Source organism: Brevundimonas vancanneytii (assembly GCF_901421975.1).
GTDB lineage: Bacteria > Pseudomonadota > Alphaproteobacteria > Caulobacterales > Caulobacteraceae > Brevundimonas > Brevundimonas diminuta.
This window is the reverse complement of record NZ_LR588407.1, coordinates 2,087,915-2,110,485: the sequence shown is the minus strand read 5'-3', so window position 1 is coordinate 2,110,485 and position 22,571 is coordinate 2,087,915. Positions and strand designations below refer to the sequence as shown.

Genomic DNA, 22,571 nt, shown 5'->3' with positions numbered 1-22,571 from the left:
GCTTAGCCTGGCTCACCTGGACCGGAACATCATGACCAAGGCCAACATCGACATCGACACATCCGGCGATACGCTCGCCCCGGCTGGCCCGAGGCTTTCCAAGCTGGATCATCTGATCGCCCTGCTGGGCGGCCCTGACGGCGCCTCCATGGCGCAGATGATGGCCGTGACCGCCTGGCAGGCCCATTCGATCCGCGGCGCCATGGCCGGCGCGCTCAAACGCAAGGGCTACACCGTCGTGAGCGCGAAGGCCGAGGTCGGTCGGCGCTGGCGGATCATGCAGGAGGCGGGCCAGTGAGCTGCGTCGACGATCTTCAGGCGCTTGAGACGATGAAAATCGACGCCCTGCGCGCGGTCTGGCGTGGGCGCTTCGGCGAACCGCCGCCGCTTCGATCCGGGGACCTCATGCGCCGGGCTCTGGCCGAGCGCATGCAGATGGCGGTCGAAGGCGAGGACAGCGTCCTCGACAAGCGTCTGGCCCAGACCGCCGCTCGGCATCGGACGGGACGTAAAGCCACCATCCGCACCGCAGCCTTCAAGTCCGGTTCGCGGCTGGAACGGACCTGGCAGGGGCAGCGACATCAGGTCGAGGTGGTGGAGGGAGGATTTGTCTGGGAGGGCCGGCCCTACAAGAGCCTCTCCCACGTCGCCCGCGCCATTACGGGCGTCCGGTGGAACGGTCCGCGGTTCTTTGGCCTGCGTGAGGTCGCCGCTTGATGTTAGCGCCCAAGACGATCCGCTGCGCCATCTACACCCGCAAGAGCACCGAGGAGGGGTTGGAGCAGGACTATAACTCGCTGCATGCGCAGCGTGACGCCTGCGCCGCCTACGTGATGTCTCAAGCGGGGGAGGGCTGGGTGCTCCTTCCCGAGGTATACGACGATGGCGGCTTCAGCGGGGGCAATCTGGAGCGCCCGGCGCTGCGTAGCCTGATGACGGAGATCGAGGCTAAGCGGGTCGATGTGGTCGTGGTCTATAAAGTTGACCGCCTGACGCGGTCGCTGTCGGACTTCTCCAGGATCGTCGATGTCCTTGACTGCGCGGGCGCCAGCTTCGTCAGTATAACCCAGGCCTTCAACACCACGACGTCCATGGGCCGGTTGACCCTAAACGTGCTTCTTTCATTCGCTCAGTTCGAGCGCGAGGTCACGGGCGAGCGGATACGCGACAAGATTGCGGCCTCGAAGAAGAAGGGGCTCTGGATGGGTGGGCGGCCCGTCCTTGGCTATGATCCAGACGGGCGGACGCTGAAGATCAACGAGGGCCGAGGCTGAGATCGTGCGCTGGATGTTCCAGCGCTACCTTGAAATCCGGTCCGTCAATAAGGTGATAGACGAACTGGCGGCGCGAGGCGTGACCTCCAAGCGCTGGACGAACAAGGCTGGGGAGCCGAAGGGCGGCATGGCGATTGAGCGCGGGGGCGCCTATCACATGCTGCGCAACCCCATTTACGCCGGCGATATCCCCCACAAGGACGACGTCTATCCCGGGCAGCATCCGGCCCTGGTCGATCGCGAAACCTTCGACGCAGTGCAGCACCTGCTGGACGAGACGAGGAGGAAGCGAAAGCCTGGGAAGGCGAGGCCGCCCCACGCAGGGCTCCACTTACGGGCCTGATTTTCGACAGCGTTGGCCACACGATGTCACCGGTCAGCGCGCCGCGGAAGGGCGGGGCGACTTATCGGTACTACGTCTCGACGGCGATCCAGAAGGGCAAGTCGGGTGCGGCTGGCGTCCACGGGAGAATCTCCGCGCCGATCATTGAGGCTGGGGTGCTCAACGCTGTCGCGCCGCTCATGCCGATCGAGGGGACGGGCGATTGGTCTGCCATTCGCGATCTCATCGATCGTATCGAAATCGGGCGTGATAAAATGCTCATACGACTCGATCCGACCCGCTGCGACGAGTGGGTCACTGACGCGGGCCGGATGATCCTCGAACGCTTGGAGCGGTTCGAGGGCATGCCGATTCTGCGCCTTCCGCTCTCCGTCACGCGTCGCGGCGCCCTCACCATTATCGGCCCGGATGGGGCGAGCCCCGTCATGCGCCGGACTGTCGACGGGGCGTTGAGCACGGCGCTCGTGCGAGCTGAAGCTTGGAAGCGTAAATTGATGACAGGCGAGGAAGCGACCCTTGCGGCTATCGCCCGCAAGGAAGGCATGACCGATGGCTATGCCGCGCGCTTGATCCGTGTCGCCTTCCTGGCTCCGGACCTCAAGCGCGCCATTCTTGACGGCACGCAGAAACCGTCCATGAGCCTCCAAGCGCTCATGACCTGCGATATGCCGCTCGCCTGGGCTGAGCAGCGGCGTCTCTACGCCGGCTGAGCCTCGCGCAGCACCCACTACATCGTCGCCAAAATTATCAGCCTGTTCGGGGTCGATATAAAGCCCTGTTCGGTCGAATTACGATCCTGTTCCGTCGACTTTCTCCCCTGTTATTGCGCATTAGATTTTCTGACTTTTCCAATCCGGCAAGGTACGGAATAGTCACGATTTTTGGGGAGATAGGCCTAGGAATTCCCGATGCCGAACCCCTGTTAAAATGGCGGTAACAGGAAAAGTAGGCAAAGGCCTAAACCAGACCCCCTCGCGCTAGACGGAGACCAGCGCGCTTTACGGCCGTGAATGGAGGCTGGTGGCGGCTATGAGAGACAGGAATGCGGTCTCTAGAAGCCGCTAAGGCACGGGAATGTGGGGCTTGTTTCCCGCTGTGGGGGAGACTTCAATCTAGCGAGCGAGTGTGTGGCGGAGAGGGGGGGATTCGAACCCCCGGTACGCTTCCACGTACGCCGCATTTCGAGTGCGGTACATTTCAACCACTCTGCCACCTCTCCGCAGGCCGAAAGTCCCTAATGGGGCTGAGCGAGCGGCTTCTCTAATCAAAGGCTGCGATGGCCGCAAGCCATGACGGTGAAGAAATTTGAACGGCTGTTCAACGCTGTCCAGGCAGCGACAGGCCGAAGGCGCCGCCGTCGCCCGGTTCGGGGCGGACGTGGCGGAACAGTTCGGCGGGGCGGCCGCCGGTGTCGCTGGTGAAAACGCCGGTGGGCTGGACCAGGCCGGTGCGTTCGACCCCTCGGCGGAAGTTCTGCTTGTGCAGGGACAGACCCGCCACCGCCTCTACCGCCGCCTGCAACTCCGACAGGGTGAAGGTCGGGGGCGTCAGGTCGAACAGGACGGGCCGATATTTGAGTTTGCTGCGCAGGCGAGCGACGCCTGTGGCCAGGATTCGGCGGTGGTCCGACGCCATGGGCAGGTCGCCTGGCGAAGCGGGGACGGGCCGGCCGTTGTCGCGCGCAGCCTCCTCGACCAGGCCTGCTTCATAGAGCAGCTCATAGCGGTCCAGCACGCGCTCCTCGTTCCAGCGGGCGCCGGGCGAGAGGGCGAAGAGAGCGTCCACGCGACCTTTGCGTGCTGCGTCGTCGCCCGCCCAGGCGGTCAGACCGGGGGCGAGGCGCTCCATGACGGCGGGCGGGCCTCGGCGGCGGTCCTCCCAGGGAAAGACGTGGAAGATGGGCGTCCAGGCGGCGTCGCGGCCCGAAGCGCCGAAACTGGGGTCGTCGGGCGCATCGGCGGTGAGGGCCAGATAGCCGACCGAGATGTCGCGCGCCTGATCCGGGCCGGGCGTGGCGCGCGGAGCGTCGCGGCCCAGATCGCCGAAGGTGTAGAGCTGCTCGACAAAGCCGAGCGGGAAGCCGGTCTGGTCGGCCACGAAGGCGCGCAGGGCCAGTTCGAACGTGCGGTCGCGGGCGGGGTCGAAGGGGCCGAAGGGCAGGGCGGGGGGCGCCGTCGGGGGCGTGGGTGGTCAGAACCACGGCTTCACGGCCCCGCAGGGCGATGATCACCGCCGACAGGCCGATCCTGATGCCGGTGTGGGAGGATGAAGCCTCCGTCCGCGCCTGCGCCATATGTCTCCCTTGCGTCCGCCGCTCTGTGCAGTGTCCGGCTATTCGGTATGCCAGGCGTCGGCGCCGGGCAGGATGCCGACAGCTTCGGCCAGAACGCGATAGCGGTCCAGATAGCGCTGCTGGGCGATGGCCGCAGGCTGCGGCTCGATCACCAGATCATAGCCGGGCGGAGGGGCGCCGAAGATCTGCAGCGACTCGCGGCGGGTGAAACCGGCCAACTGGGTCGCCTCATAGAAGGCGCAGGCCTTGTCGGCCTTCTTGATCAGGGTCTTGATCGTCTGCGGCGTCTTGGGCGGCAACTGGAACCGGACGTGGATGGCGGCTTCGAGCCGGGCCTCGAAATCCTTGTAGCCGGCGCCCAGAGCCGATTTGAACGGCGAGATCATGTCGCCGATGACGTATTCCGAGGCGTCGTGCAGCAGGGCGGCCAGGCGCCATTTCGGGCTCCAGCCCCGGCCGGATGTGGGCGGCGATCTCCTCGACCACCAGCGAGTGCTGGGCGACCGAGAAGGCGTGTTCGCCGATCGTCTGGCCGTTCCAGCGGGCGACGCGGGCCAGGCCGTGGGCGATGTCCTCGATCTCGATGTCGAACGGCGAGGGGTCCAGCAGGTCCAGGCGGCGGCCGGACAACATGCGTTGCCAGGCGCGGGGCGGCTTGGGTTTGCGGACTCGGGGCGCGGGGCCGGCGTCTTCGATTTCTTCGGCCAAGGTCTTGATGCTGCGCATGCTCAGGCTGGTGACTCAGACCGAACGCGCGATCAAGGGCGGCCGTTGCGATAGATGGGGGTTAATCGCCGACGTTGAGCGTCACAAGGGCCTTGGCGGCGTCGAACAGGCGGTCGGGATCGCGGTCCTTGCTGCGGACGGTGGCGACGACGATCGGGCCGCCGACCGGGCCGCGCGCCTCATAGCCGACGGTGCGCCAGCCGCTGGCCGAGGGCTCGTCCGCCGTCATCAGGAAGGTCGAACGGACGGACTCGCCGGCGGCGCTGGTGCGAATGCGTGCGGCGCCGTCGGTCGCTTCGATTTTTACGGCGTCGTCTCCGGACGAGACGTCGACGCGGCTGGATTTGTCGTCGGCGCGGATGGTCAGGCCGCCGATGCGGATGTTGGCGCGGTCGCCGTCGGCGTCGATCCGCATGCCCGGCAGGCGGACCGTGGCCTTGTCGCCCTGGGCGTCGACGCGCACGCCGGGCGCGCTGACGTGGGCGGAGTCGCCGGAAGCGGCTTCGGCCGCAGCGCGAGAGGCGTCGGCCTCGGCGCGGGCTGCGTCCGCCTCGACCCTGGCCACGTCGGCCTCCGCCTTGGCGGCGTCGGCTTCGGCGCGGGCTTTCTCGGCTTCGACCTGGGCCATGGCCTCGGGCAGGTCGGCGGTCAGGCGGGTTTCGAAGGGCTTCAGGGCGTTCTGCGCCGAACGGCCGTCCAACTGGACCAGTTGCAGGATGACTTCAGAGCCGCGAGGCCCGCTGTAGACGCAGGAGCCGTCGGCGCGGGCCGAGCCCTTGCGCGTCAGCACGCCCTGGGTCTGTGGGCATTGCAGGGCGTCGACCACCTTCAGCACGCCCGAGGAATCCGAGGTCGTGGAGGTGGTGATGCGCACAGCGCCGCCGTTGTCGCAGGCGGCGGTCATCAGCGCCAGGGCGATAACGGGCCAGGTGATGTGTTGCATGGTCGGCTCCACTCCAGGCCCCGATTGTGCGCCATCAGCGCCGCAGGACCAGTGAAATCGCGGTAATCGAAAGGCGACGGGAAGGCGGCGAAAATCAGCCGTCCCTCTCAACCGCCGGGACGGACGCCGTCGCGGCGCGCCATGAAGGCCAGGCGTTCGAACAGATGCACGTCCTGTTCGTTCTTCAGCAGGGCGCCGTGCAGCGGCGGGATCAGCTTGCCCGGCGTCTTTTCGCGCAGGGTTTCCGGCGCCACGTCGTCGACCAGCAGCAGCTTCAGCCAGTCCAGCAGTTCGGACGTCGAGGGCTTCTTCTTCAGCCCCGGCGTGTCGCGGATTTCATAGAAGGTCTTCAGCGCTTCCGACACCAGACGCGGCTTGATGCCGGGGAAGTGGACCTCGACGATGTCCTGCATCGTCTCGGCGTCGGGGAAGCGGATGTAGTGGAAGAAGCAGCGGCGCAGGAAGGCGTCCGGCAGCTCCTTCTCGTTGTTCGAGGTGATGACGACGACGGGGCGGACCTCGGCGCGGATCGTCTCGTCCGTTTCCTGGACGTAGAACTCCATGCGGTCGAGTTCCTGCAACAGATCGTTGGGGAACTCGATGTCGGCCTTGTCGATCTCGTCGATCAGCAGGACGGGGCGGACCGGGGCGGTGAAGGCCTCCCACAGCTTGCCCTTCTTCAGATAGTTGCGCACGTCGTGGACGCGCTCGTCGCCCAGCTGGCTGTCGCGAAGACGCGATACGGCGTCGTATTCATACAGGCCGTTGTGCGCCTTGGTCGTCGATTTGACGTGCCATGTGATCAGCGGCGCATTCAGCGCCCGCGCCAGTTCATAGGCCAGGACCGTCTTGCCGGTGCCCGGCTCGCCCTTGATCAGCAGCGGGCGCTCCAGCGCCACGGCGGCGTTCACGGCGACCTTCAGGTCGTCGGTGGCGATATAGTTGGACGTGCCTTCGAACCGGCTCATGCGAAACCTGCTCCATTCCGGGGGAATGGAGCAGGTAGCTTAAAGAGATGCGCGTGAACAGGCGGCAGGCGTCAGGTGATGCGCTTGGCCGATACCGGGTCGCTGGCGGGAAAGGTCTCCTCGACGCCTTCGTCGATCAGGGCTTCCTGGCGGTTCTCGGCTTCCTTTTCCTTGTCCTTCAACTGGTCTGGCTTGCCGTGCTCGTGCGGCGCGCGCTTGGCAGGGGGGGTGTTCGGGTCGGCGTCTTCCTGGGCCTTGGTCGGATGGTGTTCGGTCATTGAATCCCTCATTGCTCAGGGCCGTAGCCCAGGTCTTCTAGATCGTCGTCGGACAGACGCTTGGCTTCCCAATGGGCGGCGCTGGCCTGGGCGCCGCGCTGGTTGCGCATCAAGCCGGCGTAGACGAGCTCGATCTCGTTCGCGCCCGAGGCCGTGACGCCGTCGCTGTCCGCATCGCTCAACCGCACGCCGTTGACGCCCAGCAGAGCGTCGGCCTCGGCCTCTATCCCGTCCAGGGCTAGGTCGGCGTCCAGATCGGCGTCGTCCTCGTCGAAGGGTTCGGCGTCGGCGTCCCCGTCCATCTGGGTGACGTCAAGCACGTCATCGGCCTCGTCGAACGACAGATCGCCGTCGCCTTCATCGTCCAGATGGGTCTCGTCATAGACTTCGGCCTGATCCTGGCCGTCGGCCTCGAATTCGGGTTCTGCCATCGTCGTCTCCCTTGCGAAAGGTCAACGGCTCGGCTCGGCGGGACGTTCCCGTCTGCGCGATCGTGACGCTGGGAAGCGATCGAAGTGAAGGGATGGTTAACCACGTCGCTTTACAGTTCTTCAGCGGCCGGCCGTCACGGTGAGGGCGGCGCCACGGAGACCTTCCCTTGCCTCTGAAACTGTCGCTGAAACCCGGCGAGAAATTCGTGCTGAACGGGGCCGTCGTGCAGAACGGCGACCGTCGCGGCGTGCTGGTCCTGCAGAACAAGGCCAGCGTCCTGCGCGAAAAGGACATCATGCAGCCCGAGGACGTGACCACGCCCGCGCGCCGTATCTATTTCCCCGTCATGATGATGTATCTGGATGAGGCGGAGGCGCCGAAATTCTATGATGAATTCGCTCTGCGCCTGACGGAATTCATGGGGGCGGTCCGCAATCCGGACGTCCTGACGGAATGCGTCGCCTGCTCCAAGCACGTGCTGGCGCGCCAGTATTACAAGGCCCTGATGGGCGCTCGCAAAATCGTCGATTACGAAGACCAAAGGCTCGGCAATGTCGCTTCAGGCGTACAAGACGGCGGCGACGCGGGCTGAATCGCCGCGTGAAATGGAATACCGACTGTTCGGCCAGGTGACGCGCGCATTGATGCACGCCGCGACCCTGGACAAGTCGGACGTCGCCGGGCGGATGGACGCTCTGGACTGGAACCGCCGCCTGTGGTCGACGCTGGCGACCGCCTGCTCGGATCCGGCCAACGCCATGCCGCAGGCGATGCGGGCGCAGTTCATTTCCCTGAGCCTGTTCGTCAACCGCAACACCTCCGAGGTCATGCGCGGCGAGGACGACTTCTCGACCCTGATCGACATCAACCGCATGATCATGCAGGGCCTCAGCGGTCAGACTGACGCGGGCTGAACCTAGAAGAGGTTGGTCGCCCATTCGGCGATGCCGGCGACGACGGCGACCACCGTCGTCCACACCAGGGCCAGATAGATCCCGCACACGCCCGTGCCGAAAAAGCCGGCCAGGATGAAGGCGCCGTCGCGCTGGATGATCCCCAAGCCGAACAGGGCCAAGGTCAGGCCGGGCAGGGCGTCTCCGAACGGCACCGGCAGGGCCATCATGAGCGCCAGCAGAATGCAGATCAGGCCGATGACCACATCGGCCGCCTCGCCCGTCAGCGCGGGCCAGCGAGGACGGGTAAGTCGCTCGACGCGTTGAAGCCGCGGAAGAATCTTCTCGGCGGCCGTCCGATAGGAAGCGCGGCTCACAGACAGATTCAGCAACCAGCGCGGCAGCCAGACCCTGTCCCGCTGCAGCGCCAGTTCGGCGGCGATCAGGATGATCGGCACGGAAAAGACCGCCTTGCCGCCCGGCGGCCACGGAAACAGCGCCATCAACGCCAGCATGAGGATCACGGCGCCGAAGCCGCGCTCGCCGAACGCCTCGACCATTTCGCGAAGAGACAGCTTTTCGCCCTGGGCCTGGCCCAGGCGCTCCAGCACGTCGGAGAAGGTCCGCCCCTCATCGGGCGGCGGCGCGGGAACGAGCGTCATCAATGGGAGACTCAAGACAGGGTCGTCCGTGACGATAGGGGCCCGCCAGGCTTGGCGCCATCCCTGCCGTGGCGGTTGCGGCGAAATGGACAGCTAATCTTTGGAGACGTGCTCGGGTTTGTCCTTGCGCCTGGTGTGGGCGAGCTCTTCCAGCTGTTTCTCGCTCATCGATTCCAACATGGATTTCGACGCGCCCTTCAGTTCGGACTTGGGCGTATCGCCGCGCTTGGCCGACAGGGCGGCGCCGGCGGCCTTCTGCTGGGCGGCGGATTTGGCGGGCATGACGATCTCCTTCGAATGAAGGGCAACCGTCCGCCCGCCTTGGGGTTCCGTCAGCTTCCCAGAAGTTCGCGGCCGATCAGGAAGCGGCGGATTTCGTTGGTGCCGGCGCCGATGTCGTAGAGCTTGGCGTCGCGGACCAGGCGCTCGACCGGCCATTCCTTGGTGTAGCCGGCGCCGCCCAGGGCCTGGACGGCCTCCAGCGTGACCTTCACCGCGTTTTCCGAGGCCAGCAGGATGGCGCCTGCCGCGTCATAACGGGTGGTCAGGCCCTGATCGCAGGCGCGGGCGACCGAATAGACATAGGCGCGGGCGCTGTTCAGGGCGACGTACATGTCGGCCACCTTGCCCTGCATCAGCTGGAAGGAGCCGATGGCCTTTCCGAACTGCTTGCGGTCGCGGACGTAAGGCAGGACCACGTCCAGAGCCGCCTGCATGATGCCCAGCGGACCGGCCGACAGGACGGCGCGCTCATAGTCCAGGCCGCTCATCAGCACGGCGGCGCCGCGCCCTTCGCCGCCCATGATGTTCTCTTCGGGGACTTCGCAATCCTCGAACACCAGCTCGGCCGTGTCCGAACCGCGCATGCCCATCTTGTCCAGCTTCTTGGAGACCGAAAAGCCCTTCATGCCCTTTTCGATCAGGAAGGCGGTCACGCCGCCGTTGCCGTCGCCGGTGCGGGCGTAGACGACCAGAGTCTCCGCGTGCGGGGCGTTGGTGATCCAGAACTTGGTGCCGTTCAGGACGTAGCGGTCGCCCTTCTTCTCGGCGCGGGTGCGCATGGACATGACGTCGGAGCCCGAGCCGGCCTCGGACATGGCCAGCGAGCCGACATGCTCGCCCGAGATCAGCTTGGGCAGATACTTCGCCTTTTGCTCGGGCGTGCCCCAGCGGCGGATCTGGTTGACGCACAGGTTGGAGTGGGCGCCGTAACTCAGGCCGATCGAGGCCGAGGCGCGGCTGACTTCCTCCATCGCCACCACGTGTTCGAGGTAGCCGAGGCCGAGGCCGCCGAACTCTTCCTCGACGGTGATGCCGTGCAGTCCCAGCTCGCCCATCTCGGGCCACAGGTCGCGGGCGAACTCGTTCTTCTCGTCGATTTCGGCGGCGCGGGGAGCCAGCCGTTCGGCGGCCCAGCGGGCGGTGGTGTCGCGGATGGCGTCAGCGGTCTCGCCGAGGCCGAATTCCATGGATTGGGGCGCGAAGGGAATGCTCATGCCGCAAGGCGTAGCATCGCGCGCGAGCTTCGCAAAGACTGCTGTTAGCGCGACTGTTTCTGCTTCACGTCGCCTGTCGCCGGCGCCTTGGCGCGCAGGGCGCTCCAGGCCGCCATGCCGATGAAGACGAGACCCGCGATGGCCAGGCCGGCGCCGATCAGCACGGTCGCGTCGCTGGCCGTCGGCGCGCGCCAGGCGCGCTGGAAGGCGGCGATTCCCGCCATGAAGGCTAGGGCTCCGACGCCGCCGATAAACAGGACGGCGCCCTTGTCGCCCAGGGCCGCGTCGGGCGCGGCGGCGCGGGCTTCGTGACGCAGGACAGGGGCGGTGGGCGGGGCGGCGTCAGCGGGCGGCTCTGCAGAACCGGGGCCGCGCACCGGGGCGGTCAGCAGGGCGTCCAGAGGCGCGGGCTGATCGGGGGGCGTGTCGAACAGAGCGCGCTCGGCCGAGCGGCGGCGGTACAGGGCGTCGACCGGCGGCGAGGCGCGCTCGGGCCAGGCGGACAGGGCGACGGCGGCTTCGGACGGCGCATTCGCATCCAGCTTGGCCTGGACGTCCGATCCCTGAAACCGCTCCAGGCCGATGGAGAAGATGAAGCTGGCCAGGGCGTCGAACTGGTGCTGGTTCAGGGGCAGACGCACGCGCTCGTTCAGCAGGGCCACGATCGGCATTAGGTCGTATTGCAGCAGCAGTTCGGCCTCGGCTTCGCTGATCACGGCGCCGAGGCGGGCCGAACGGGCGTGGCCGTAGCCGATGACGGGCGTCCCGTCGCGGCGCAGCACGGTGCGCGGGCGGAAGCCCTCGAAGCTCTTGATCAGCAGAAGGCCTTCTCGAGAGACCTTGCGGCGTTGCGGCGCGGCTGCGGACACGGATTGACCCAATTCGAAACGGGGCGTTCTCGCCCTGGCCGGGACGGAGCAAGCCTTGTTCCGAAACGGGCGGGGCCGTTTCAGGTCAGATTTACAGCAGGACGATGGTCGCCAGGCCGAGGAAGATCAGGAAGCCGAAGAAGTCGGTCGTCGCCGTCACGAACACGGCCGAGGACACGGCCGGGTCGAACTTCAGCTTCGACAGGGTCAGTGGGGTCAGCACGCCGACGCTGGCCGCGACCAGCAGGTTCAGGATCATGGCCGCGCCGATCACGGCGCCGATGCGCCAGTCCTGGAACCAGAATCCCGCCGCCAGACCGATCAGCGGCGCCAGGACGAAGCCGTTGGCCAGGCCGACGGCCATCTCGCGCCAGAAGGTTCTGAGGGCGTTGGAGGCGTTCAGCTCGCGCGTCGCCAGGGCGCGCACGGTGACGGTCAGCGCCTGCGTCCCTGCATTGCCGCCGATGGCCGAGACGATGGGCATCAGCACGGCCAGGGCCACGATCTGCTGGATGGTGCCTTCGAACAGGGCGATGACGCTGGCGCCCAGCATGGCGGTGAACAGGTTGATGCCCAGCCAGGGCACGCGGCCGCGCACGATCTCGAACACGCTGGACGAGCGGTCCTCGTCGGCGACGCCGGCCAGGCGCAGGATGTCCTCGCGGTTCTCTTCCTGAATGATGTTGACCACGTCATCGACGGTCAGCTGGCCGACCAGCCGCCCGCCCGTATCGACCACGGGGGCCGAGATCAGGTGATATTTCTCGAAGATGTAGGCGACCTCTTCCTGGTCGACGTCCACCTCGATGGCGTTGACCGGCTCCATCAGCTCGATCAGGGGCGTGGCGCGCGGACTGCGCAGCATGCGGCTGATGGCGACGCCGCCGACCGGCCGATTCATCGGATCGACCACATAGATATCGAAGAACAGCTCGGGCAGGTCGTCGCCCTGGGCGCGGACGTGGTCGATGGTGTCGCCGACGTTCCAGAACTGCGGCGCGGCCATGAACTCGCGCTGCATCAGACGGCCGGCCGAATCCTCCGCATAGCCCAGCGAGGATTCGATGGCGGCGCGCTCGACCTCGGGCATAGCGGCCAGCACGCGCTCGCGCTGGTCGTCCTCCAGATCCTCGACGACCGAGGCGGCGTCGTCCGAATCCAGTTCCTGCAGGGCTTCGGCCAGGGTGGCGGAGGGGACGCGCTCCAGCACCTTCTCGCGGATGCCGTCGTCCATCTCGGGTAGGGACTCCGCCAGCAGTTCGGGCGGCAGCCACTGGACCACGACCGAGCGGTGCTCGGCGGTCAGGAAGCCCATCAGGTCGGCGACGTCAGCGGGGTGCAGGTCTTCCAGCAGTCCGCGCAGCCGCATGCCGTCGCCGTCGTCCGCGGCGTCCACGACCTTTTCGACGAAGGCCGCCGTCAGGGCGTAGTCTTCACCGAGGGCGGCGTGATCATCGTCTTCGAGATGGGGGTCTTCGGGGCGCAGAGGGGCAAGGTCCGTGTGGGTCACGTATCTGCCTCCTCTGAGATGATTTCAGCCTATCTAGCCGAGATTCGCCCTGTCAGATCAGATGGTGCGGTCGAGAAGACTCGAACTTCCACGGGTTGCCCCACAGCGACCTCAACGCTGCGCGTCTACCAATTCCGCCACGACCGCTCGCATCGGAGGGCGGGCAATAGCGGAGAGCCGACGGAAAGAAAAGAGCGTTTTGCGGAAATAGCGGAGACAGGCGCAATTCCTTCTCCTGACAGGCGAGGGATGGCTCAGGCGGCCCCGGCCATGAAATCATAGACATCCGCCGAACGCGTCACCGTGATGGCGATGCGGTCGTCGCGAATCTCGATCTCGCCGCGCGCGACCGGGTGGTTGTTGGCGAGGATCCAGACCTCGTCCTTTTCCGAGGCGTCCAGCGGGATCACCGCGCCGCGGCCCATGCGCAGCAGTTGCTGCATCGGCAGGACCGAACGGCCCAGCACGACCGAAATCTCGACATCGACGGCTTCGATCTGGCTCAAGACGGTACTCGCAAATCAACGGGCGGCCCTTGCGCCGCCGCGTTCGGCCCCACATTGAGGGCATCATGCTTGCCGACCCGTTAAACTCTTCCCAACGCAGCCTGCTTCGCGAGGACGGCCGCCCTGTCGAATGGGCGCTGTCGTCCGGCTATGTCGACTACGCCGCCGCCGAGGCCGCCATGGAGGCGCGCGTCGCCGCCATCGCCGCCGGAGAGGCCGAGGAGCTGGTCTGGCTGCTGGAGCATCCGCCGCTCTACACCGCAGGCGTCTCGGCCAAGGACGACGACCTGCTGGCGCCGGATCGCTTTCCGGTTCATCGGACGGGGCGGGGCGGGCAGTTCACCTATCACGGGCCGGGCCAGCGCGTGGCCTATGTGATTCTGGACCTGAATAAGCGCGGCAAGGACGTGCGCGGCTTCGTTCACGGGCTGGAGGACTGGATCATCGGCGCCCTGGACCGTTTCGGCGTCGAGGCGGGAATGCGCGAGGGTCGCGTCGGCGTCTGGGTCGAGCGCAAGGGCGCGGGCTGGAGCCGCGAGGACAAGATCGCCGCCATCGGCGTCAAGGTCCGCAAATGGGTCAGCTTCCACGGCATCAGCCTGAACGTGGAGCCGAATCTGGACCATTTCGGCGGCATCGTGCCGTGCGGCATCACCGAACACGGCGTGACCAGCCTGGTCGATCTGGGCGTACTGGCGACGATGGATGAGGCGGACGATGCGTTGAAGTCGTCCTTCCAGCAGGTGTTCGGGCCGGTTCAGCCCGGCGTCGCGCCGCTCTGACGCGCGGCGCCGTAGCGGTTGAAGGCTTTCTGACCTGGCAGGACCGCAAGGTCGAAGGCGATCAGGACGAGAGCGGCCGTCGCGACCCAGCCCAGAAACGTCAGCGGCTGCGGCCAGGCCAGGGCGAAGGCCAGCAGGATCGGCCCGCTCCACCAACCTGAACGCCCCCGGTCATGCAGGCGTTGGGACAGGATGCAGAAGCCGCCGTAGAGCAGGGGGGCCGCGACCAGGGCGTGAAGCCAGCCGGGCGTTCGCAGAAAAATGTCCACGGCGACCCAGACGCCGATCAGGCAGGTTGCGCCCGCTAGGAAGCGAATTCGACCGATGCGCCCCGTAGAATTCAAAAACAGATCAGCCAGGGCGGTCATTCTGGGGCACGCGGCGTTTCGGCGCGTTTTGCGCCTGCGGAAACCACGGCCTAGTCGGGAAACGGGCGCGCGTAAACGCCGCGGTCTGCAAAGCGGTGCAATTTCGTCACAGGGGTGGCGACGGCGCCGTTAATGGGTCTAAAACACGACCAACCCGCATACTGAACGGACTGGGAGAACCCCTATGCAACGCCTGCTTTCCGCTTCGGCGGCCGTACTGGCCCTGAGCTTCGCCGCCTCGGCCGCCTCGGCCCAGAACTTCAGCGATCTGGCGCGGCAAGACCTTCAGGCCATGCACGCGGCTCTGCGTGACAACCACCCTGCCGCCGTGGTGCCGGGAGACGCCAGCGCCCCCTTCCGCGCCTGGCTGGATGCGGGCTTGCAGCAGGCGCAGGCCAAGGCCGGTCAGGTCAACAGCGGCGACAGCCACGCCTATCTGCTGCGCTGGTACGCCAACGGTTTCCGCGATTCCAACATCGCCGCCCGCCCGACCTATGAGGGCCTGGGTCCGTTCTTCGCCACCAGCTGGCCGGGCGTGGCCACGGCCTGGCGCAACGGTCAGTACGTCGTCTCCTATGTTCAGCCGGGCGTGCGCGGCGCGCCGCCGCTGGGCGCCGTGCTCAAGAGCTGCAACGCCGAGCCGATCGAAGACCTGGCCAAGGCCAAGCTGGACCAGTTCGAGGGCGACCTGACGACCGAGGCCGGCCGCGTCCGCAGCGCGCCCTATCTGCTGTGGAACCGCAACAATCCGATGACCACCGGTGTGCCGGGCACCTGCGAGTTCCAGGTCGGCCGCCGCACCCGCGACTTCACCCTGTCGCCGCAACCGGCCACGGCCCAGAACCTGGAAGCGGCCTATCGCGCTTCGGTCTATGTCCCGTCGGGCGCGCCCCTGTCGGTCGAAACGGTGAACGGGCGCCCGTGGATCAACGTCCACTCCCTGGCCGATGACGCCGCCTGGGACGCTTTCTTCGCCCAGATCGAGGCGCAGTCCCGCCGCCATCCGCGGACCGCAGGGCTTTGTGCTCGACCTACGCGGCGCCAACGGGGCGTCGGTGAACGCCACCTCGCGCGGCTATGGCCTGGCCAACCGCATCTGGTCGCCGGAGTTCACCGTCAGCCGCCAGCCGGAAGCCGGTCAGATCACCTACCGCGCCACCGCCGCCAACCGTCAGTGGTTCGCCGATACCCTGAACCGCATGGTGTCGGACCCGCGCTTCGTCCAGGAATCGGGCGCGGTGATCGAGCAGACCCAGGCCATCGTCGCCGCCTTCGACAGCGCCATCGCCGCCGGTCAGCCGACCTTCGTCATGCCGGGCCGTCCGGCGACGCCGGACACCGGCGCCGCCAACCCGGTGCAGGGCCAGGTGATCGTGCTGGTCGACGCCGGCTGCTCGGGCGGCTGCCTGGACACGCTGGACCTGCTGAGCCGTCTGCCGAACGTGCGCATCGCCGGCTCGACCACGGCTGAGGACACCATCTTCATCGAGCCGACGACCCTGCGTCTGCCGTCCAACTACGCCGACCTCAGCTATGGTCATAAGGCCTGGACGACGCGTCAGCGCGGAAACAACGCGCCATACGCCCCGGCCGGCGCTCTGGCCTATGCCGGCGACGCGACCGACGAAGCCGCCGTGCGGACCTGGGTGAACGGACTGTTCGGCGCCTGATCTGAACGTTCATTACGGACTATCGAGGGCCGGACGGTGGAACGACCGTCCGGCCCTTCCTATTTTGAGATCATGACCCAGACCGAATCCGCCGCCCCGATGCGTTCCGCCTCCGGCTATGACCTGACGCCGCCGACCGACAGCCAGCGCGTGGCGCTGGAGGCCGACCTCTCGCCGGAAGAGAAGCGCGTGCTTCTGGCCCACGGCACCGAGGCGCCCTTCTGCGGAACCCTGCTGGGTGAAAAGCGGGCAGGGGTCTTCTGCTGTCGCGAGTGCGGCCTGCCCTTGTTCCGCTCGGGGACCAAGTTCGAGAGCGGCACCGGCTGGCCCAGCTTCAACGAGCCGGTCGATCCGGCTCACGTCCGCGCCGTGCGCGACGACAGCTACGGCATGGTGCGGGTCGAGACGCGCTGCGCCCGTTGCGACAGCCATCAGGGCCACGTCTTCCCCGATGGTCCGCCGCCGACGGGCCTGCGCTACTGCATCAACTCGGTCGCGCTCAGTTTCGTGGCTGAAGGCGAGCCTCTGCCTGATCCCTTAGGGCGCGACGACGGGACGGCCTGACCTTGGCCGCATTTGGGGTTAGGGTGGTTGTGAACGGGAGTAGATGCGTATGCTGATCGAACTCATGGCCGCCTCCCTCTTGCTGGCGAGCAGCGATCCCGAGGGCGTGGTGTCGACGGCGCCGCGCGCTGGTCCGGGCGCCGTGCCGACGGCGAGCGCCGATGCATTGGCCGCGACGGTCGGCGACGCCTCGCCCGCCGTGACGCTTCAGACGGCAGCCCCCCACGGCCTGTCTACAGAAGAGCAGATTTCCCGCTGGATCGGCGAGCGCAAGGCGGATGCGCCGCCCGTCGAGACCTGGGCTGACGCCTGGGAAGAGGCCGCGCCGCGCAAGATGCACGGTCAGGTCAGCGCCGGGATCGGCACCGGCGGCTATAAGGATTTCGGCGCGGCGGTCTCTCTGCCGCTGGGCGAGAACGGCACGCTGAACCTGAGCTTCAGCCAGACGAAGAACGCGCCCTGGGCTTATCCCTATGGCTATGGCTATGGGCCCTATGGTTTTGGTGCGGGACGCTTCGGCCTGGACGGCTACGGCTGGCGCGACGCCTACGGCGCCGTGCCTGGGCCCTGGGGCGTACGCAGCCCGCGCGAGCGTTCCAGCCGCATCCGGCCGTTCGATCTGGATGATGAGCGCCGCGAAACGCCGGATGACGCCACGCGATAGGGCGTTGGGCGGTTAAAGTGCGGCCTGAGGGTCACGGCGCGCGCTTTTTCCCCTTTGGCGTCGCATCGCCGCATTCCCTTTCTATGGGCTGATCCCATATGCCCTCGGGCAAAGGATCAGTATGGACAGTTTGCTTACCTCGGCCGCCGACTTCATCGCCCGCAACGCCATGTGGGCCGGCGTGATCCTTGGCGCGGTGACTTTTTTTGAGTCCCTGGTCGTCATCGGCGCCTTCGTGCCGGCGACGGGGTTGCTGGTCGCGGCGGGCGGCCTGGTGGCCGCGGGCGTGCTGGACCCCTTCACCGTCATCGGCGGCTGCGTCATCGGCGCCGTCATGGGCGACGCCATCTCCTACTGGATCGGGCGCCGTCTGGGCACGCGGGTGCTGCGCCACCATCTGCTGGTGCCGCACCGCCGCAAGCTGGCCTGGACGCGCCTGTACTGCCGCCGCTACGGCGTGGCCTCCATCTTCATCGGCCGCTTCTTCGGCCCGCTGCGCGCCTTCGTGCCGGTGATGGTCGGGGTGCTGCAGATGCGTCAGCGCGTCTTCCAGTTCGCCAATGTCAGCTCAGCCTTCGTCTGGGTGCTGGCCATGCTGGCGCCGGGCTATCTGGCGGCCAAGGGCCTGGCCAAGCTGGAGATGATGAGCGAGGCGCACAATCCGACCTTGTGGCTGCTGGCCTTCGGCGCAGTGGTGCTGGCGCTGGTGCTGGCCATGCGCTGGTTGAAGGGCCGTGCGGCGCGGCGCAACGCCTTGCTGGAAGCCTCTGTGCGAGGGCTGGGGGAGTAACCTCCTCGCCCCGTTCGCGCTTCAAGGCGCACGCCGCGAGATTTTTATCTTTCGTCACCCTTGGGCTTTCATACTGCCGGCCTCCGCTCATCCCGGCGTCCGCCGGGCTGAGCGGGAATGAAGGGCGACGACCAACGCTTAGGGCCAATAGAGTCACCACGAAAAAGGGCCCGGCGGATGCCGGGCCCTTTCGCGTTCCTGCCTGGCGGCGGGATCAGTCGTGGGTGTGGCCGTGGCTGTCGGCGGCCGAGGCGGTGCCGTCGGCGCTCCAGGCTTGGCCGTCTTCGCTCTCGAACCAGAACGGCTTGCGCTCAGCGCCGCCGACCTCGTTCATGTAGTTATCGAACAGGCGGCCGTTGATCATGGTGTAGCCGATCTTGGTCGAGTCCCGCAGGTTCTCGAGCGGATTGGCGTTCAACACGACTAGGTCGGCCAGCTTGCCGACTTCCAGCGAGCCGATGTCCTTGTCCATGCCGAGGGCGCGGGCGCCGTTGATGGTGCCGACGCGCAGGGATTCGTGGGCGCTCATGCCGCCCTGTTCGAACATCCACAGCTCCCAGTGGGCGCCGAGGCCTTCACGCTGGCCGTGGGCGCCGATCTGGACCGAGACGCCCTGGTCCATCAGCCGCTTGGACTCACGGGCGATGGAGATGTGGTTCAGCTCCTCCGGCGGGGTCTTCACCGGACGGCGCGAACGCGCGTCGAGGATGCGGCGGGGCACGTATTGGGTCAGGATCGGATCCTTCCAGACGTCCGTCGTCTCATACCAGTGGTTCTCGCCCCAGGCGCCGCCGAAGCCTACGACCAGGGTCGGGGTGTAGGCCGTCCCCGTCTGCGACCACAGTTGCACCGCGTCGTCGTACATCCGCTCCACCGGCACTGAGTGCTCGATGGTGGTGTGGCCGTCGACCAGCATGCTCATGTTGGCGTGGTACAGTGAGCCGCCTTCCGGCACGACCATCATGCCCAGTTCGCGGGCGGCCTGCATGATCTGCTGGCGCTGGTCGCGGCGGGGCTGGTTGTAGCTCTTGACGCTCCAGGCCCCGATGGCCTGCATCCGGCGCAGGTGCGAGCGCGCGTCGTCCAGATTGTTGACCACGGCCGTCGTCGGCGTAGCCGCGCCATACAGAATGGTGCCGGTCGAGAAGATCCGCGGCGCCACCACGCGCCCGGCCTTGGCCAGTTCGCTGTGGGCGAAGATCTCGCTGTTGTCGTTCGACGGGTCGTGCAGCGTCGTCACGCCGAAGGCCAGGGCGGCGTAGTTCACCCAGCTCTGCTGCGGTATGATCTCGTCGGAACCCATGCTGCCGTGCCAGTGGGCGTCGATCAGGCCGGGGATGATGGTCTTGCCGGCCATGTCCATGACGCGGGCGCCGGCCGGAACCGTGACCGAGCCGCGCGGACCGATGGCCTCGATGCGGTTGCCGTTGACGACGATGACGCCGTCCTCGATCACCTCTTCGCCCTTCATGGTGATCAGGCGGGCGCCGGTCAGGACGGTGACGCCGCTGGGGCGGGCGTAGTCGGCGCTGAAGCCGATCTTGATCCCGTGTTCGGCGGGCTTGGGCAGGTCAGCCGGCGCGCCGTCCATGAAGGCGAAGCTTTCGCTCAGCGGACGCGAGAACAGCTCCGGCCCCATCGACCACTGCAGGCGGCTGGAATCGCCGGACCAGTGCAGCCATTCGCCGGCGTCGCGGGTGACGCGCGTCTGCGGCAGGGCCTTGGCGTCGGCGCCGACCGTGATCGGGCGGCCCGTCGGGACGAAGGGGGCGACATAGGCGTTGAAGCGTTCGGTCCAGGCGATCCACCGCTCGTCCGGCGAGATCGAGAACTCGGCCGCCCAGTCGCTGCTCAGGTGGGTGCGTTCGTCTTCGCCCGACAGGTTGACGGACTTCAGGACGCGCTTGTCGCCGTCGCGATCGGCCAGGAAGATGCGGTCGTTACGGGCGCCGAACTGCGGGTTGGAGCCGGAATCAGTGACCTTGACCGGCTCGCCGCCGCGTACGGAGACGCGGTAGACGCCCGGCTCGCGGCTCCACATGGCCGAGCGCAGATAGCCGTCGCTGGAGGTGCGATAGACGACCGTCTGACCGTCCGGCGAGAAGCGCGGCTCCAGATAGTGGCCGGGGTTGGTCGTGATGGTGCGGCCTTCGCCGCCCGCGACCGGAACCACGCGGATGGAGCCCAGGTTCTCGTCGTTCCAGGTCGTGTAAACGATGGAGCGGCCGTCACGGGACCAGGACGGGTACAGCTCGAAATGGTCGCTCTGGCGCGTCAGGCGACGCGGCGTTCCGGCCACGCCGTTGCGCAGGTCGCGGACCCAAAGATTGCCCAGGGCCTCGAACACCACCTTGGAGCCGTCCGGCGAGGTTTGGGCCCAGCGGATCATCTTCACGTCGAACTGGGCGGGGGCCACGTCGACGGGGAATCGGGCCGTCTCCTGCACCCGGCGGGTGTCGGTGACGCGGAAGGGCACTTCGCTGACGGCCTTGGAGGCCACGTCGATGCGGCGGATCTTGCCGCCCGCCCAGATGACGATGGAGCCGTTGTCCGGCGTCCAGGCGAAGCCCGGATAGACGCCGTGGATGGCCCAGGTCTCCTGCATGTCGCGATCCAGGGCGTCATAGATCGGCGTCTCACGCCCGGACTCCAGGTCCATGACGTAGAGCGTCGACTGGTAGCGGTCGCGGCGCACGAAGGCGAGCGACTTGCCGTCCGGCGACGGGGTGGGGCGCACCGAGCCGCCCGGCCCGGTGACGAAAGGCTTGATCTCGCCCGTCTCGCGATCCAGGCGACGGATTACATAGAGCTGGGTGTTCGGATCCTTGGAGTATTCGAAGACGCCGCCGGGCGTGGATTCGTCGCTGAAGTACATATAGCGGCCGTCCGGCGAGAAGGCGGGTTCGCCCGTGTCCTTCTGCTGGGTGCGGCGTTCGGTCAGTTGCACGCCGCTGCCGCCGCCCGAGCGGTGATACATCCACATCTCGCCCGCGCCCAGCGAACGCGAGGAGGTGAAGTGCTTGCGCCCGACGATGAACTGGCTGTCCGGCGTCCAGGCGGGGGAGTTCAGCAGGCGGAAGGTCTCGCTGGACACCTGGCGCGGGTTGGAGCCGTCGCGGTCCATGACCCACAGGTTGTCGCCGCCCGCGCGGTCTGAGGTGAAGGCGATGAAGCGGCCGTCCGGCGAATAGCGCGGCTGCATGTCCCAGGCCACGCCCGAGGCGATGGGACGGGCTTCGCCGCCGCTGATCGGCATTACATAGATGTCGCCCAGCAGGTCGAAGATGATTTCGCGACCGTCGGGGCTGACGTCCAGCGCCATCCAGGTGCCTTCGTCGACGTTGATGTTGACGTCGCGCTGGGCGCCGATCGGGTTCTGCACGTCCCATTTCGGAGTCGCATCAGCCGCGCCCGCTGCGGGCGTCTGTGCAAACGCCGGAAAGGCCACGGTCAGCGCCGCAGCCGTGGTCATCAGAATACGCTTCATGAAAAGCCCCTCAGCCCCTCGAACAAAACTTGATGAGACGAAGCTAGCGGCGCGTGGTCAGGGTTGACCAGTCGGGATAATGGCGCAAAGGCCGAATAATCTTCGGTTTGCCGTCGCGCAGGCGATGGCGCGGGCCTGCGCGATTTCGTCGTATTGCCGTCAAGCTCCAGCTGACGGAGCTTCTCACGGGCGCTCTTGCCGGGCGACGAACAATGGAGTTCTGAGTGAGTGCGTTGAGTGAAGCGTCGAATGCGCCGGCCTGGACGCTTGTGAGCGCTCAGGCTGATGACGCCGACGCCCTGGCCTTGATCGGGGCGGCCACCTTTCTTGAGACCTTCGCAGGGGTGCTGGACGGCGCGGCCATCGTCGCGCATTGCGGCGTTGCGCATGCCTCTGGCTATTACGCGGAGCGATTGAAGGCGGGGGCGGCGGCGTGGCTGGCTCAGGTCGAACATGGCGCGCCCATCGGCTATGCGCTGCTGGACAAGCCGCAGCTTCCCGAGGTCGAGGTCCGCGAGGATGATCTGGAGCTGAAGCGGATCTACGCCCTGAGCCGATTCCAGGGCGGGGGATTGGGCCGCGCCTTGATGGCGACGGCGCAGGATGAAGCGCGACGTCGGGGCGCGCAGCGATTGCTGCTGGGCGTCTATGCTCAGAACCAGCGGGCCTTGGCCTTCTATGCCCGCGCCGGATTTGTCAGGCTCGGCCAGCGGCGCTTCAGCGTGGGCGGGCGTGAGTATGAAGACATGATCCTGGCGCTCGACCTGGCGTGACCCATGGGCGCCGAACGGCGAAGCGGAACCGTCGCAGGATTCGATCTTGTGACGTTCTTTTGTGTGTTTCCGAAAATCTGGCGCCTGTCCCCACATTGTTTTGAGGGGTTGGGCGTTCGGCTGCGTATTGCCGTTTCTCAAGTATTAAAACGAAATAATCTACGGTCATGTTTAAATCGCATGATCATTTGAAGCAACGGAAAATAGTCATGTCCAGCCCGTCTTTCGAAGGCGGGGAGGGGTGTCGTTATTATCTTGGTCAAATTCGGGGTAAATTTGC

General features: G+C 66.7%; 26 protein-coding genes, 2 tRNA genes and 1 pseudogene. 13 read left to right on the top strand and 16 right to left on the bottom strand.

Annotated elements, in window-relative coordinates; all coding sequences use genetic code 11:
- Window positions 1–31 precede the first annotated feature (31 nt).
- Genes FGL25_RS10540 through FGL25_RS10525 form a run of 5 tightly spaced genes read left to right on the top strand, consistent with a single transcriptional unit; the run spans window position 32 to window position 2,327 of the window.
- Complete coding sequence (locus FGL25_RS10540) at window positions 32–298, top strand: DUF3489 domain-containing protein (protein ID WP_138141644.1); 267 nt, start codon at window positions 32–34, stop codon at window positions 296–298.
- Window positions 295–717, top strand: a complete 423-nt coding sequence (locus tag FGL25_RS10535; RefSeq protein ID WP_290125517.1) for a DUF2924 domain-containing protein — start codon at window positions 295–297, stop codon at window positions 715–717. The genes FGL25_RS10540 and FGL25_RS10535 overlap by 4 nt, the downstream gene beginning before the upstream one ends.
- Window positions 717–1,274, top strand: a complete 558-nt coding sequence (locus FGL25_RS16965; RefSeq protein ID WP_197733823.1) for a recombinase family protein — start codon at window positions 717–719, stop codon at window positions 1,272–1,274. The genes FGL25_RS10535 and FGL25_RS16965 overlap by 1 nt, the downstream gene beginning before the upstream one ends.
- 13 nt (window positions 1,275–1,287) lie before the next feature.
- Window positions 1,288–1,617 (top strand): recombinase family protein, encoded by a 330-nt coding sequence (locus tag FGL25_RS16960; protein WP_252970260.1) that lies wholly within the window; start codon window positions 1,288–1,290, stop codon window positions 1,615–1,617.
- Between the two features lie 23 nt (window positions 1,618–1,640).
- A complete protein-coding gene (locus FGL25_RS10525) occupies window positions 1,641–2,327 on the top strand; it encodes a hypothetical protein (protein ID WP_138141642.1) in 687 nt (228 codons plus the stop codon).
- Window positions 2,328–2,745: 418 nt separating this feature from the next.
- Here the strand turns inward: FGL25_RS10525 and FGL25_RS10520 are convergent.
- The 7 genes and pseudogenes from FGL25_RS10520 to FGL25_RS10490 form a co-directional block, all read right to left on the bottom strand.
- Window positions 2,746–2,836: transfer RNA gene (locus FGL25_RS10520), tRNA-Ser, on the bottom strand.
- Between the two features lie 98 nt (window positions 2,837–2,934).
- On the bottom strand, window positions 2,935–3,714 hold the full coding sequence (locus FGL25_RS10515) for an NUDIX hydrolase (RefSeq protein ID WP_436835252.1): 780 nt from the start codon (window positions 3,712–3,714) through the stop codon (window positions 2,935–2,937).
- A gap of 234 nt (window positions 3,715–3,948) precedes the next feature.
- Window positions 3,949–4,543, bottom strand: a pseudogene (locus FGL25_RS10510) (YfbR-like 5'-deoxynucleotidase).
- Between the two features lie 154 nt (window positions 4,544–4,697).
- On the bottom strand, window positions 4,698–5,579 hold the full coding sequence (locus FGL25_RS10505) for a methyltransferase type 11 (RefSeq protein ID WP_138141641.1): 882 nt from the start codon (window positions 5,577–5,579) through the stop codon (window positions 4,698–4,700).
- A 107-nt stretch (window positions 5,580–5,686) separates the two neighbouring features.
- Window positions 5,687–6,547, bottom strand: coding sequence for an AAA family ATPase (locus FGL25_RS10500; protein WP_046653002.1), 861 nt, complete (start codon window positions 6,545–6,547; stop codon window positions 5,687–5,689).
- 71 nt (window positions 6,548–6,618) lie between these two features.
- Window positions 6,619–6,825, bottom strand: coding sequence for a hypothetical protein (locus FGL25_RS10495; protein WP_164918008.1), 207 nt, complete (start codon window positions 6,823–6,825; stop codon window positions 6,619–6,621).
- 8 nt (window positions 6,826–6,833) lie between these two features.
- Window positions 6,834–7,256, bottom strand: a complete 423-nt coding sequence (locus FGL25_RS10490) for a hypothetical protein (protein WP_138141640.1) — start codon at window positions 7,254–7,256, stop codon at window positions 6,834–6,836.
- 167 nt (window positions 7,257–7,423) lie between these two features.
- Here FGL25_RS10490 and flbT point away from each other — a divergent pair, with 167 nt between their 5' ends.
- Window positions 7,424–7,849 carry a flagellar biosynthesis repressor FlbT gene (gene flbT, locus FGL25_RS10485; RefSeq protein WP_046653004.1) on the top strand — a complete coding sequence of 142 codons (426 nt, stop codon included), beginning with the start codon at window positions 7,424–7,426 and terminating at the stop codon, window positions 7,847–7,849.
- Window positions 7,809–8,171, top strand: coding sequence for a flagellar biosynthesis regulator FlaF (gene flaF, locus FGL25_RS10480; protein WP_076224771.1), 363 nt, complete (start codon window positions 7,809–7,811; stop codon window positions 8,169–8,171). Before flbT ends, flaF begins: the two co-directional genes overlap by 41 nt.
- Window positions 8,172–8,173: 2 nt before the next feature.
- Here the strand turns inward: flaF and FGL25_RS10475 are convergent, their stop codons facing one another.
- The 7 genes from FGL25_RS10475 to FGL25_RS10445 form a co-directional block, all read right to left on the bottom strand.
- On the bottom strand, window positions 8,174–8,812 hold the full coding sequence (locus tag FGL25_RS10475) for an exopolysaccharide biosynthesis protein (RefSeq protein ID WP_003164324.1): 639 nt from the start codon (window positions 8,810–8,812) through the stop codon (window positions 8,174–8,176).
- Window positions 8,813–8,905: 93 nt separating this feature from the next.
- Window positions 8,906–9,094: a DUF3008 family protein gene (locus FGL25_RS10470; RefSeq protein ID WP_003164325.1), complete on the bottom strand. Its 189-nt coding sequence runs from the start codon at window positions 9,092–9,094 to the stop codon at window positions 8,906–8,908.
- Between the two features lie 50 nt (window positions 9,095–9,144).
- Window positions 9,145–10,308, bottom strand: a complete 1,164-nt coding sequence (locus FGL25_RS10465; protein ID WP_088411376.1) for an isovaleryl-CoA dehydrogenase — start codon at window positions 10,306–10,308, stop codon at window positions 9,145–9,147.
- A 44-nt stretch (window positions 10,309–10,352) separates the two neighbouring features.
- Window positions 10,353–11,177, bottom strand: a complete 825-nt coding sequence (locus FGL25_RS10460) for a lysozyme (protein ID WP_167493327.1) — start codon at window positions 11,175–11,177, stop codon at window positions 10,353–10,355.
- A 91-nt stretch (window positions 11,178–11,268) separates the two neighbouring features.
- Window positions 11,269–12,687 carry a magnesium transporter gene (mgtE, locus tag FGL25_RS10455; protein WP_138141638.1) on the bottom strand — a complete coding sequence of 473 codons (1,419 nt, stop codon included), beginning with the start codon at window positions 12,685–12,687 and terminating at the stop codon, window positions 11,269–11,271.
- Between the two features lie 62 nt (window positions 12,688–12,749).
- Window positions 12,750–12,834, bottom strand: a tRNA-Leu gene (locus FGL25_RS10450).
- Window positions 12,835–12,941: 107 nt separating this feature from the next.
- A complete protein-coding gene (locus FGL25_RS10445; RefSeq protein ID WP_138141637.1) occupies window positions 12,942–13,193 on the bottom strand; it encodes a FliM/FliN family flagellar motor switch protein in 252 nt (83 codons plus the stop codon).
- A gap of 65 nt (window positions 13,194–13,258) precedes the next feature.
- Here FGL25_RS10445 and lipB point away from each other — a divergent pair, with 65 nt between their 5' ends.
- Complete coding sequence (gene lipB / locus FGL25_RS10440) at window positions 13,259–13,975, top strand: lipoyl(octanoyl) transferase LipB (protein ID WP_138141636.1); 717 nt, start codon at window positions 13,259–13,261, stop codon at window positions 13,973–13,975.
- Here the strand turns inward: lipB and FGL25_RS10435 are convergent.
- Entirely contained in the window at window positions 13,951–14,343 is a 393-nt protein-coding gene (locus FGL25_RS10435) for a DUF805 domain-containing protein (protein WP_138141635.1), read from the bottom strand. The two genes, lipB and FGL25_RS10435, sit on opposite strands and share 25 nt — an antisense overlap.
- A 1,022-nt stretch (window positions 14,344–15,365) precedes the next feature.
- On the opposite strand from FGL25_RS10435, the gene FGL25_RS17550 reads away from it, so the two are divergent.
- From FGL25_RS17550 to FGL25_RS10415, 4 genes are all read left to right on the top strand, one after another.
- A complete protein-coding gene (locus FGL25_RS17550; RefSeq protein ID WP_252970127.1) occupies window positions 15,366–16,013 on the top strand; it encodes a hypothetical protein in 648 nt (215 codons plus the stop codon).
- A 72-nt stretch (window positions 16,014–16,085) separates the two neighbouring features.
- On the top strand, window positions 16,086–16,577 hold the full coding sequence (gene msrB, locus FGL25_RS10425; protein ID WP_046653013.1) for a peptide-methionine (R)-S-oxide reductase MsrB: 492 nt from the start codon (window positions 16,086–16,088) through the stop codon (window positions 16,575–16,577).
- A 43-nt stretch (window positions 16,578–16,620) separates the two neighbouring features.
- Complete coding sequence (locus FGL25_RS10420) at window positions 16,621–17,241, top strand: hypothetical protein (protein ID WP_252865858.1); 621 nt, start codon at window positions 16,621–16,623, stop codon at window positions 17,239–17,241.
- A 121-nt stretch (window positions 17,242–17,362) separates the two neighbouring features.
- Entirely contained in the window at window positions 17,363–18,031 is a 669-nt protein-coding gene (locus FGL25_RS10415) for a DedA family protein (RefSeq protein WP_003164335.1), read from the top strand.
- A 214-nt stretch (window positions 18,032–18,245) separates the two neighbouring features.
- On the opposite strand, the gene FGL25_RS10410 is transcribed toward FGL25_RS10415, so the two are convergent.
- Window positions 18,246–21,518 (bottom strand): amidohydrolase family protein, encoded by a 3,273-nt coding sequence (locus FGL25_RS10410; RefSeq protein ID WP_138141634.1) that lies wholly within the window; start codon window positions 21,516–21,518, stop codon window positions 18,246–18,248.
- 224 nt (window positions 21,519–21,742) lie between these two features.
- Here FGL25_RS10410 and FGL25_RS10405 point away from each other — a divergent pair, with 224 nt between their 5' ends.
- On the top strand, window positions 21,743–22,291 hold the full coding sequence (locus FGL25_RS10405) for a GNAT family N-acetyltransferase (RefSeq protein ID WP_211205968.1): 549 nt from the start codon (window positions 21,743–21,745) through the stop codon (window positions 22,289–22,291).
- The last annotated feature ends 280 nt before the right edge of the window (window positions 22,292–22,571 follow it).